Raw genomic sequence first — 11,175 nt, forward strand, 5'->3', positions numbered from 1 at the left:
TTTTTTGAATAATCTTCGAACAAAGCGGGTTTTTATTGTGCAAATTTGACAAAGCCACACTACTTCATGGCCTCTCATGTATCACCAGATATCTAATTAGCAATATGTAAGAGTTGTCGAAAAGTATAAACGCAACTAATTTGTATATAGCGTTATCTACTATAGATTAGTGAATACTGCCCATATAAAGAGTAACCAAGACAACATGAAGATTTCTGAATTCAAAACTGCTGGCAAACTCATTACCGGTGCTGGTGCCATTAATGCACTTGCAGACGAAATCAATCGACTATCTATAAGCTCATTTGCGGTAGTGACAGATAAAGGTGTCTCTCAAGCTGGGCTATTCGACTTGTTGCTTGCCAAGTTACCGTTTGAGCCAACCCTCGTTATTGATGATATCCCCGCCGAGCCCGAAGTCACCATTATAGAAAACAAAGTACGCCAATTGCGTGATACTAAAATAGATGGTGTTATTGCGCTAGGAGGCGGAAGTGCAATAGATGCGGCAAAGGTACTAGCAGCCACATACGACTCTAAAGGAAGTATTACTGATTTATTTGGTGAAAACCTGATAAAAGAAAGGTCACTACCACTCATTGTACTGCCAACAACTGCAGGTACTGGTTCTGAGGTTACCAATATTGCCATACTTGCCGACCCTATCGAAAAGGTAAAAAAAGGGATTGTAAGCCACTGCTTGTTACCTGATGTAGCAATAGTGGCACCAGAGCTGACGCTTTCATGTCCTAAAGCTATTACTGCTGCTAGTGGAGTTGATGCCTTTGTTCATGCTTTGGAAGCATTTATTTCAGTAAACGCTAGCCCTATAACCGATGCACTTGCCGAAAAGGCGATGACACTGATATTTCATTCTTTACCTCATGCGTACAGAAATGGTGAAAATCTCGTGGCTAGGGAACAAATGGCTACTGGCAGTTTAATGGCCGGCCTTGCATTTGGAAATGCAGGCGTGGGAGCGGTTCACGCTTTAGCTTATCCGTTAGGCGGGCGATTTCACTTGTCACACGGCATGAGCAACGCGGTTATGTTACCTCATGTGCTGCGAGCGAATGCACCGTTTTGCGCCGACAAGCTCTTTGCCGTATCACTGTTGCTTAAGCTTTGCCCGCCGGATAGTAAGAAAGATTTTGCGATTGCTACTTTATTAAACGCAGTAGAGAAATTATGCAGTGATGTAGGCATACCACGTACCCTAAGAGAATTCGATATTCCAGAAAGTGTAATTCCTCAATTAGCAGAAGATGCTAGCAAAGTAACCCGCTTGTTATGCAACAACCCTAAGCAACTTAGTGTTGATGATATTGAGAACATTTATCGCAAAGCCTATTGAAGGTGGTTAATAAAGTGCGACTAGTTAAGCCCATGCAAAACGATACTGCCTTTAGGGAAGGTAAAGCTTTCCTAACTACTACTCTATACGTAGAATTATAGCTTCAGCTAGATAGTGAGTGCTTATGGTATTTCCATGCTATTAGCTTCACGATTAGACAAATATTAAGCAGTAGATGTACATGAACGAATTATTCAGCGCGCTATCACGGGCACTTAGCCCATACTACACAGAAATGAGCATTATGCTGATGGCGACTATTTTGGTGGTATACGGTGATATTATAAATGGTCACGTAAAGCGTATTTTGGCCCCCTACCACTTTATTATCAGAATAAGTCTGTTTGTTGTGCTGTGTGCATTTGGCTACGGGGCACTCACTTTATATGGTGCCCCTTTTTTAAAGCATGTGCTTGCTTACGTACCATGGCAGTATCAAGGTTCAGCCTATATAGCATCGTTTATGTTAATTGGCTTTTTAGCGGAGAGGCGGAGATACATTTAATCTTTCTCTCACTTCGTATCATTGAATAGGCGTGTTGCCTCTTTGCTCTACGAATTTTTTAGGCGGTATGCCCATTATCCTTTTAAACGAAGTTGAGAAATACGCCGATGTTGCAAACCCCACATCTAAGCAGGCGTTCAATATGCTACTTCCTTCTAGCAAAATAGGTATCGATTTTTCAATACGATAGCGAGAGAGGAATTCGCTGAAGTTGTAATCAAACAGCTCTGCCATACGACGATTTAAACTTCGTGGACTGATAAGTAGCGCTTGTGCAGCCTGGTCCCGACTGAATTCCTCGTCTTGATAATGATTTTCAAGCACTGCAATAAAGTTAAGATAAAACGCCATATCCTTTTCAGTCTTAAATTCTGGAATACTCAAGCAGCCATATTTAAACAGTTCTGTATCTATGCTTTTCTGAGGCTGCACATTTGTATCCCTAATGGCCAATAGATGCTCGATACGCATTTCAATTTCCTGATTCGAACTTGGCTTCATTAAGTAATAATCTACTTTCATTTCTAATGCTATTTGTTCGACGGTCGGATCTGAACTCGCGGTAAACATAAGAATAGGCGTTGCCCCTAGAGAATCGTGTTCTCTTATTTCCTTAGTAAGTGATAAGCCATCAAACTTACCCATTAGCTGATCACAAATTACTAGCGACACTATATGGGTTCGCAATACTTCAAAAGCTTGCTTACCATTTTTGGCCACTAAACAACGGTACTTTGGTGACAACAGGTCGAATAAATAAGTTCGAAACTCTCTACTATCATCCACGATCAGCAGGGTTTTTCTAGCTCCTTGCCATTGCGCTGCGTCTTGCACGTCTGATTGAGCGTTAATGTATTCGGTATCATCAATGGGAAATACTGCACAAATTTTGGTGCCACCACCTTGTTTACTGTCTAGCTGGATTTCGCCTTGATTTAACTCCACTAAATTTTTAACGATGGATAAACCTAAACCCTCGCCTTTTTCATCATTGCTAAATCGGGTAAAACGTTCAAATACATGTTCGTGCTGCTCTTGCGCTATACCTGCACCATTGTCTGTCACCGTTATCTTGAATGTTTTAGCTTCAATTGCGAACACTACCTTTACCGTCCCTAGTTCAGGAGTGTATTTGATTGCATTTTCAACCAGATTAACCACAATTTTTTCGAGGCTATCGGTAATCAAGGAAACTGTGCCGTCACCTTTCACTCGCATATCTAAATTTTGTCGTTTTGCTTTTGCCAAAGGTTCTAGCGCATTGACGATATGCGCCATATTTTCTGTGGTATAGGTAGTAAAATAATCGGAGACCGCGGATGCTCTAGGGGTATCCTTTTGCATTTGATTAACTAGCTGTTCCACCCGCTTCATGTTCAGTTGAATGCTTTTTAAAACGCTATCGCTTTCTTTGGTGGTTTCTTTCACGTTAGACAGCGTACCCTGAATGATTTGAATCGGCGTTTTTAGCTCATGAGTTATTTCGCTGATATGTCGCTCTTTACTTTTCAGCATCTTTTCAAATTTTGATTCGCCATCGGTTATTTCATAACGGGTGAGTTGGCGGTAGAGAGGGGTTTTCTTAAACGAGATAAACAGCTTTTTCAATATTCCGAGTTGAAAAAGCATGAATAATAAAAATAGGCTAATTGCATAAATTATCATTGCGGGATAAAGAAGATATATTGGTTTTTTCACCTCAAAATTGATGCTACTAACGGGGTTACCCTCACCACTTACTTTAGCCTCGATAGTGTAATTACCAGGTTCAATGTCGGATATTGATAGGAAGGCTTTGGACTCTGGATGAATTTTCCACTGCTCATTAATCCCTATTATTCTAAACGCCAACTCCTGTGTTTGATGCTCAACATAATTATTGGTACTAAATTCAACCGATAGTTCAACAAAGTCATTATCAAGAAATAGAGTCTCATCATGCCCAAACTCGTAATTACTATACTCATTCGAATCTGTAGAGCTCCAAATTGACTTTGTAAAAATGACTTTGCTCTTTTTACTTCTGACTTCTTCGAGTGATTCCAGAATTTTCTTTTCGTCAATAAGATATGAATATTTATCACCCAGAACTAGAAGCTTATCGCCCAACACTAAGACACTTTGGTATTCAAAATCAGAATCATAAATCCCATCTGTAGAATTCAATAACCACTCAAGTCCAGAGCTAGTACGAACATATAACCCCATATTTGTTGCAACCCAGAGATTTCCCGCTTGGGTAAGGGCAGCGCCTCGCACAAATTTGATTTGGAAACCTTTTAAAATATTAGATGGTGAGAGTTCGCCTGTTTTTTTATTCAGTCCCTGAATTCCTTGACCTGCGGTGCAAACAACATAGCGATCCATATATTCAAGCAAGCAGGTTATTCCATTCCATCCTCCCTCATCTGGAGAGATTGATTTCCAATTAAATTTCGACAGCTGGATATGGATAGTGTTGTGGTTATCGTAACCAACAATCTCACCAGATGAGGCCACGAAAGCCTCCTTCATGCCGTGGGGTGCGGAAATTGTATCTATCACATTGCCGATATTAGACTCATCAATCAGCATGTAAGATGGAGATTCACCGTCATCTTGATAAAGATAAAAAAACGGACTGTCTGTGGTGATTAGCTGTCCGTCCCAAGACTCACAAAAATATTGAGGCTTTTGCAGGCCCTGTGCGTAGCCCTTTACTCTGAAGTCAATACAACTATTTTTACTATCATAGTCTCCGTTTAGTAAATTGAGCTCTCCAGATTTGATGTTAAGTTGATATTCGTCGTCACCGATTTGTAGTGATACGTCGCCATTCTCTGTGAAACCTTGCCGCGTCACATTTCGTCTGAGCACATTATTTTCAAAGTGGAGTAAATTTACCGCCTCTTGGGTTTCAGTTAATGTAATCAGGCCTAACTGAGAGGACGACAATAAAAGGGTACCAGTTGACAATTCGTTTATTGCTACGATACTGAATACGCCTTCAGAGGTAAGAAGTGGCGCAAGAAAACTAGGAGATTTTACAAACTTTTTACCTAATTCAAAAAGCCCTCCTGCCCCAACTAAAACTCTTCCTGTCTTTGTTACAAATATGACTGATACTTTGTCACGTAATGAAATATCGGAATGAAATGGATAAAATATATTAGTTTTATTTCTCTCGCTCCATTCATATACACCCTCAGCTCCCCCAATAAAAACCCTGTCATCCTTAACAGCTACAGCATCTATTGATGAAAGAGAGTTGAAATAATCTGTTTTATTAAAACGGAAAACTTCTTGGGCTACCGTGTCGACTTTAATAAGAGCTTCGCTTGATACAAGGTAAACAACTCCGTCCTGAGGAGACGAAACACTAAGAACATTATTTACTTTTTCAACCCCGATTGAATTTGCCCATGTCTGGATCTCTTTCGTCAGTTTATCAACGACAATGATTCCTTGAATTAGCGATACAACAAGAAATCGTCCTGTGTCTGAGATCTTCCAAGCATATTTCGTCCAGCGAGCATCAGGAAACATTTCTACAGATTCGTTTGTCTTTAAATCTAAATAAAAAACTCCTGCACCGTACTCAACCAGCCACACCCCGCCAGCTCCATCAAAAGCGGCATCAGATATTGTCCCAGATAATGTATGGTCCCCCTTATAACTCACTTTTTCAGCAATACCGCCTAATAATCTAAAGACACCATTTTCAGCAGAGACAAACGCAGTATCCCCAATAACCTCTATATCTCGAATAATCCCTGTGGGTATTCCTGCTAATCTAGTTTTTCCCTCTAGGGTTTCGCCGAAAGCAAAGACTTTTGCTGAATTTAGTAGTAGAGAAAATACTAGAATTGAGCCAAATAGACACAATGAGTGACGTGAGAAGGCAATTGTCTTTTTTCGCATGTCCATATGACCAAATTGTTATTAATCTTTCTTCGCTTCATTAAAACGACTAATTTCCGAAAGAAGGTAACAACATGAATATCGAACAAAAAACAAACATGCAAGAGCTAGCTGTTGAAGAATATACTAAAGTATATGGAGGCCATGAGAATAATGTGACAGTACCTAAACCGATTGAAACAATCTTTCCGAAGCACCCGACACCGCCGGGTGGAAAATCTATTTCAATTTAAACCATCAACCACTGCATACCAGCATTCTCAGCAGCTTGCTGGTCGTAAATAAAGTCTCCTACGTATAGGCAGTCTGCAGGTTGCAGCTGCCATTCTTTCGCCACCATGAGTAGTGCAGTTGGATCTGGCTTTGCCGGCGCATCTTCTCGCGTGAGCACATAGTCTATGGGTATGTTGTTGTTCGCTAGCTTAATCGCCGTGGCCTCTCTGCAGTTTCTAGTCACAATGGCCATGGGCAAGTTGTGCTCTTGCGCCTTTTCTACCATTTCTTGACCTATACTCAGCCACTTAGCATTTCGAGCGTCGTCCAGTTCATGCTGTAAAATAGTATTGTGCGCATCCGCTTTTTTGCGTTCGCAGTCTATGGCATCAACAAACGTGAGTATGTCTTCATCTAAAGGGCACCCAATGGTTTTCCGCATTATTGTAAAATCTAAACTCGACTCTACTAATGTACCGTCCAGATCGAATATAACGCCTTTAACACCATCTAAATTCATGTGCGCTCTCAAATAATAGATTAAAAAATACAGATACGAATATGCCACTAACAACATACGCATTCCGTTACGTTTAGATTAAAAACCTTTGTGTTTACATGGATATCAAAGAACAGGCTTACCTAAACTGTCTCTTTGCATTAGCATAGCCGCTCTTTTTCGTTATACCTCACACAGAAGGGTTATTCATGGGTGTATTTGCAGCATTAGGAACTGCGCTTTGCTGGGCTATTGCGGCACGTTTGTTCAGCGGTATAGGAAACGCATTTTCGCCACTTACCATGAACTTTTGGAAGGGCTTAATCTCCATTGCGTTGCTTAGCGTTGTATTAATTGCGGTGCAGCCTGCTTTATTTTCAACTTACGCCGTTATTTGGCTGTTGGTGAGTGGCTTTATTGGTATTGGCATTGGCGATACGTGTTTTTTCAAAGCGCTGCAAAGTATTGGCGACAGCCAAGCTGTGCTTGTTGCTGAAACCCTTGCGCCATTATTCACGGCCTTGTTTGCAATGGCCTTTATTGGCGAGTGGATTACATGGCAGCAATGGATAGGCGTGGCTGTAGTACTTTTTTCTGTCGATATGGTTATTAAAGCTCGTAAGCGTAGCGCTACCCATGTATTCGCCACCAGCGGCTATTTATATGGTGTTGGAGCCGCGCTATGTCAGGCTGTTGGCGCAGTGGTTAGTCGCGATATCTTAGGAAGCGGTGACGTTGATGCCGCAAGTGCAGCGTTTTTGCGACTTGTGGGCGGTATGGTGTTTGTTGTGCCCTTTATTGCAGTAACAAAAACGCGGTGGTTACCCGTTATTACTGAAGGCAAACGGGTATGGCCCGCCTTTGTTTTAGCAACATTACTGGGCACAACAGCAGCAATTTATCTGCAGATGTTTGCGTTTGCCTACGCTAAAGCTGCTGTGGTGCAAACTCTAATCGCTACCAGCGCATTAATGTCTCTTGGCGTTGCCTTTGTATTAGGAGAAAAAGCTACTAGAGCCACTTTATTGTGGTCAGTTATCGCTTTGGTCGGCGTTGCTGTATTAGTAAGCTTTGGCGATAACACCATTCATTAACTGTCATTTCCCATAAATCTTCTTTTTTGTACCCGTAAAAAGTAGACTTATTGGTACGTTGGGTGGTAGTTGTGGCGATAACTAGCTATGATTGCTGAAAAAATTAGAAAAGAAACAATATGCGCACGACATATTTTGCATCTATTTTATCGGTAGCATTCTTGACAGTAACCGCGTTATTTTTTAGTCGCTTTTCATTGGCGGCTGACGGCGATATTGAAGCCTTTATAGCTAAAGTGCGAACTGTATCTTACGACTGCCCGGACGCTACCTTGCTTTCTGAGTTAGACGCCACTTTGGCAAAAGAATCTCTTACAGGCAATCAGCGCTTCGCACTTTCCACTGCACGAACTCATTTCTTAATTTGCAGAGGTAAACATGAAGAAGCGCTAAAAACACTTCTTGAAAGTATTGAACAACCCAATATTGATACAACGTCTTATGCGTTTGCTTCAGCCATTTATCAAATAGGGTTTATTTACGATACGAAAGAAAACCCTGCTCGCTGCCAGTTTTATGAACGGGCCAAAAGCCTTTCGTCTCCAATTAAGCACAGCGACATATTTACCAGCGCCTCGCTAGCTATTATTACTTATTGCTCAGAAACAGATTCTACTGCCGAGCGATTAGGTAAGATGTTCAACGTGTTAGACAGATATTCAGATAAGGGTAGCCCAGGTGAACTCGCTCACATTCGCAACAGCATAGGCCTTGTTTATGGAAGCTTAGGACAGCATGCACTCGCTGCCGAGCAATATATAAAAGCACACGAGCTTGGTTTACAGGTGTATAAAGGCAGTAACAAGGTGTCGATTTTAATCAGCGCTATTGTTTCACTCGCCGCAAGTGGTCAAACAGATGAGGCTTATAAGCGGATATTAGAGCTTGGGCAGCTAAATCAAGAAATTGGCAACTCTTACACTAACTTTTTGTATCAATATTCGTTGCAACTTTATTACCGAAAGCAAAGAGACTTCAACAAATTATCATACTACCTTCCTCAATTTAAAAACGCTCTGTCTGAGGTGTCGAATTCATTCTATCAATCGCTATATGAATGGCATGCAACCGAGCTTTGCTTATTTAAAAACGACATTCCTTGTGTTGAGAATTACCTAAATAGCATGAAAGAGAATGAATCCATCATTCCTCCCAAATTTCGTGAGAACCTAGATTACCTAAGCTTTAACTTGTCGCTGTATATTGCTTTGAACGATTTAGAAGGTGCCAAAGTTGCCCTTGCAGCTTATACAAAATTGGTTAACGAGAAGCAAAAGGAAAACCAGAGCTCAGCTAAAATTCTTGGCGCAGCAAATTTATACAATAAAATACACGATTTAGAGTTTGAGATCGAAAGAACTGAGCGTTTACGTAAAAACACCTTGTTCGCTGCAATAGCCATTGTTTTATTATTAATAGCGGGCTTAGGCTTTTATCTTCGTAAACGGCACCTCGCCGCTAAGTCAATCGACCCTGCTACACAATTACTCAATGCGCAAACATCTATCAGCCGCATCAACAAACTAGATACGCCAGAAGATGGACGAGCTATCGCTATTGCGATTTTTGATTTGAGCAACTTTCGAGAGTTAAATCGAAAAATTGGCTCAACGAAAAGTGATTACGTATTAAGAGAAATAGCTAAAACGCTTCAACACGTGGTGAGAGGCAGCGATATTCTTGGCCGTTTTGGCCCAGAGCAATTCATATTGTGCCTACATAATATTGATGAAATAAGCGCGCGAACGTTTTTAGAACGGGTGCAATCTGCTCTGGATAATACCTTTGAAGAAGAGTTGTCTACCGGTGATGTTAAGGTGCAGTCGAACATGAGTATTTTCATTACCTCGGAGAAACTGTCTAATTTAAATGACATCCTTGATGAGATGCTTATGTCATTTAATATCAGTAATCGTTAGTCTTGTGCAATGACATTTGTATAAGGGAACGATAACAATGATCAAAGCGCTAATTTTTGATGTTAATGAAACACTTCTTGATATTAATGCAATGAAAACTGGACTTGCTGAAGTATTAAATGGCGATGAAACCCTCGTTGACCTGTGGTTCGCCAATTTACTTCACCACAGTTTGGTAGATGTTGCTTCTTCGCAGTTTCATGACTTTATAGACATTGGTGCAGCAGCTCTAGTGATGGTTGCTTACAGCAAAGGTATTCAGTTAACCCAAGAACACGCCAAGCAAACGATTAAACAGCACATTACTTCTCTACCACCACACGACGATGTTGCGGCTGCGCTAAAAGCCTTAAAGCAAAAAGGCGTTACTTTAATAGCATTATCAAACTCTTCTAGTGCAGGGTTAGACGCACAGCTGTCTTATGCCAATATTAAATCGTATTTTGATGTTGTGCTGAGCGTAGAATCTATCCGCACATACAAACCCTATCCAAGCGTTTACCACTGGGCATGCCAACAGGCTGAGGTTGCACCTAACGATACATTAATGGTTGCGGCACATGGCTGGGATGTAAGTGGTGCTAAAGCGGCAGGTCTTAATACTGCGTTTGTCGAACGCCCTGGTAAAATGATGTACCCACTAGGGCTAGCTCCTGACTACTCTATTGAATCGCTAGACCAGTTAATACCGTCTGTTTTTAACGCTTGATTATCTAATGAATTGAGTAGCGCAAACAAAAAGACCTTGCTTGGGGCAAGGTCTTTTTTCAAATTAGTATAAAACAAGCGTATTAGAGTTTTGCTAATTCCGGACGTTTCGCTTGAAAACCTTCAGTGCTGCAAGAACTACGCTTGGTGTTTAAGGCATTCAATTGTCGCTTAAGCCAAGATTTTTGAATACCCGATGACGCGGTGCTCATCTCGCTACTCACTCGAATAATTTCTTTGCCAACATTTACACATTCTTTTTTAGTGGGCTCGAACCCACCATTTGCCAATGCAGAGGAAGAAAATACGATGGCCGATAGTGCGATAAGTGTTTGCTGTTTCATAAGAGTCCCCGATTACTCGTATAAGTTTTTATAAGTTATGTACCAGTTACACTGGGTTTGATTTGCCCTAAATCTGGTAAAAACTATAGCAGGTCATTTATTCTTGTTAGGTGTTGAAAAATATACGCAGTAATAAATCTGCTTATTTTTAACACACCCTTATACCGACCATTTCATTTGAATAAGACCACCTGCTCTTATCAACACGCCATCAGTTATGGTATAGATTTAAGGTTTTTGCAAGTTTTGACAATTAACCCATCCCTAGCAGTGGCCACAAAACAGCAAGCTATGGCAACAACATTAATTATCGCGCGTAGTTAAACATCTTATCAGCTAAGTCTCAACGACCTCTTTAGTCTAAAAGTGTTTTTTACTGTGGTTATACAGCTAGTTAACTTAGGTATATAACAAGCGCGGTATCTCCTACACGTCCCTATGTGCCTACCACCTGCTCCCTGCATCCATCTTATCGACCGCTTGTAAAATTTCTTTGCCCATATCCAATAAAATTTAATTTACGCGCGGAGCATCCGCAGGGATACGCCAGCGAGTTCCTGAGCTTTTACAAACACCAGAATCAAAAAAGCCCCGAACATTTCTGTTCAGGGCTTCAATGATGGTGCCTCGACCCGGGAT

9 protein-coding genes are annotated in these 11,175 nt (G+C 41.1%); 6 read left to right on the top strand and 3 right to left on the bottom strand.

The window, feature by feature from the left end:
- Nucleotides 1-205: 205 nt before the first annotated feature.
- Entirely contained in the window at nucleotides 206-1,354 is a 1,149-nt protein-coding gene (locus V7R39_RS17530; protein WP_334032250.1) for an iron-containing alcohol dehydrogenase, read from the top strand.
- A 181-nt stretch (nucleotides 1,355-1,535) separates the two neighbouring features.
- Nucleotides 1,536-1,859, top strand: coding sequence for a DUF3392 family protein (locus tag V7R39_RS17535; RefSeq protein WP_334032251.1), 324 nt, complete (start codon nucleotides 1,536-1,538; stop codon nucleotides 1,857-1,859).
- An 18-nt stretch (nucleotides 1,860-1,877) separates the two neighbouring features.
- On the opposite strand, the gene V7R39_RS17540 is transcribed toward V7R39_RS17535, so the two are convergent.
- Nucleotides 1,878-5,759, bottom strand: coding sequence for a hybrid sensor histidine kinase/response regulator transcription factor (locus V7R39_RS17540; protein ID WP_334032252.1), 3,882 nt, complete (start codon nucleotides 5,757-5,759; stop codon nucleotides 1,878-1,880).
- Nucleotides 5,760-5,833: 74 nt separating this feature from the next.
- On the opposite strand from V7R39_RS17540, the gene V7R39_RS17545 reads away from it, so the two are divergent.
- Complete coding sequence (locus V7R39_RS17545) at nucleotides 5,834-5,992, top strand: hypothetical protein (RefSeq protein ID WP_163106481.1); 159 nt, start codon at nucleotides 5,834-5,836, stop codon at nucleotides 5,990-5,992.
- On the opposite strand, the gene V7R39_RS17550 is transcribed toward V7R39_RS17545, so the two are convergent.
- Nucleotides 5,989-6,492 (bottom strand): HAD family hydrolase, encoded by a 504-nt coding sequence (locus V7R39_RS17550; protein ID WP_334032253.1) that lies wholly within the window; start codon nucleotides 6,490-6,492, stop codon nucleotides 5,989-5,991. The two genes, V7R39_RS17545 and V7R39_RS17550, sit on opposite strands and share 4 nt — an antisense overlap.
- Before the next feature lie 188 nt (nucleotides 6,493-6,680).
- Between V7R39_RS17550 and V7R39_RS17555 the strand changes: the two genes are divergently transcribed.
- The 3 genes from V7R39_RS17555 (at nucleotide 6,681) to V7R39_RS17565 (ending at nucleotide 10,193) form a co-directional block, all read left to right on the top strand.
- Nucleotides 6,681-7,565, top strand: a complete 885-nt coding sequence (locus V7R39_RS17555) for a DMT family transporter (RefSeq protein WP_334032254.1) — start codon at nucleotides 6,681-6,683, stop codon at nucleotides 7,563-7,565.
- 119 nt (nucleotides 7,566-7,684) lie between these two features.
- Entirely contained in the window at nucleotides 7,685-9,484 is a 1,800-nt protein-coding gene (locus V7R39_RS17560) for a GGDEF domain-containing protein (RefSeq protein WP_334032255.1), read from the top strand.
- A gap of 37 nt (nucleotides 9,485-9,521) precedes the next feature.
- Nucleotides 9,522-10,193 carry a haloacid dehalogenase type II gene (locus V7R39_RS17565; RefSeq protein ID WP_334032256.1) on the top strand — a complete coding sequence of 224 codons (672 nt, stop codon included), beginning with the start codon at nucleotides 9,522-9,524 and terminating at the stop codon, nucleotides 10,191-10,193.
- Between the two features lie 82 nt (nucleotides 10,194-10,275).
- Here the strand turns inward: V7R39_RS17565 and V7R39_RS17570 are convergent, their stop codons facing one another.
- The gene (locus V7R39_RS17570) at nucleotides 10,276-10,536 is read right to left on the bottom strand and encodes a hypothetical protein (RefSeq protein WP_334032257.1); all 261 of its coding nucleotides are present in this window, start codon (nucleotides 10,534-10,536) and stop codon (nucleotides 10,276-10,278) included.
- Nucleotides 10,537-11,175: the final 639 nt, after the last annotated feature.

Source organism: Alteromonas sp. P256, assembly GCF_036864455.1.
Lineage (GTDB): Bacteria > Pseudomonadota > Gammaproteobacteria > Enterobacterales > Alteromonadaceae > Alteromonas.